The sequence below is a fragment of the Roseateles sp. P5_B10 genome, from assembly GCF_056400485.1.
Map to the genome: position 1 here is coordinate 1 of NZ_JBFULE010001297.1, position 975 is coordinate 975.

Below are 975 nucleotides of genomic sequence, written 5' to 3' on the forward strand. Positions count from 1 at the left end.
CGACGCGCGGCCAAATGCGCAGATGGGCCTGGGCGCGCCGGCCGCGCCCACTTCGCCGGCAGCCACGCCGCCGGCCAAGACGGCCGGCTAGTTGCGCTTCAGATACTTGTCGCGCAGCGCCGTCTGCCGGTCGCTGAGCTCCACCTCGCGGCCCTGGATGAACACCCGCTCGATGCGCGTGCTGGGCTCGAGGGGGTCACCATCGGCCACGAAGAGGTTGGCCAGCTTGCCGACCTCGATGGAGCCCAGCTTGTCGGCGATGCCGAGGATCTGCGCCGGGTAGAGCGTGACGGCTTTCAGGGCTTCGTCGTCGCTGAGCCCGAAGGCGCGGGCATGCGCGGCCTCGAAGGGCAGGTTGCGGGCATTCGTCGAGTCGCGGCCGCCGTCGGCGATGCAGTAGCGCACGCCGGCCGCGGCGAGCTGGGCGGGCAGGGCGAAAAGGGCATCCGGCGGGTCGTCGCGGCGCATCGGCAGGCGCAGCAGGCCGTCGATGATGACGGGTACTTGGCGTTCGCGCAGCGTGTCGGCCAGGCGCCAGGCATCGGCGCCGCCGCTGATGATGAGCTTGAGGCCATGGCGGGCCGCGAAGTCCAGCGCAAAGCGAATCTGCGCAAGGTCATCGGCATGCATGACGACGGGCCGGGCCGGCGCCGCACCGGCTGTAGCGGGCAGCACGGGGCGCATCGCTTCCCAGCGCGTGTCGATGGGCGTGCTCGGGTCGGCAGCGCGCGCCAGCGCATAGGCCCGGGCCGATTCGAAGGCGTCGTCGAGCAGCTTGAGCCTGGCCTCGGTCGAGCGGCGCATCTCGGCCAGGCGGGCTTCGGGCTGGTTGGGGAAGAGGGCGCTGTTCAGGCGCAGCCGCGGCACGGCGATGTGCAGGCCGACCTCGGGCAGCAGGGCCATGTCCTGCCAGTTCCAGCCCTCCAGCTGCAGCAGCGCCGACGTACCGGCGATGAGGCCGGTGCGGCCGGCCTC

At 72.1% G+C, this 975-nt stretch carries 1 protein-coding gene; it reads right to left on the reverse strand.

From position 1 onward, the window contains the following. Positions 1-87: 87 nt before the first annotated feature. Positions 88-975 (reverse strand): amidohydrolase family protein (locus tag AC1DU6_RS32860; RefSeq protein WP_477862473.1); only part of this gene is annotated, 888 nt, incomplete at its 5' end.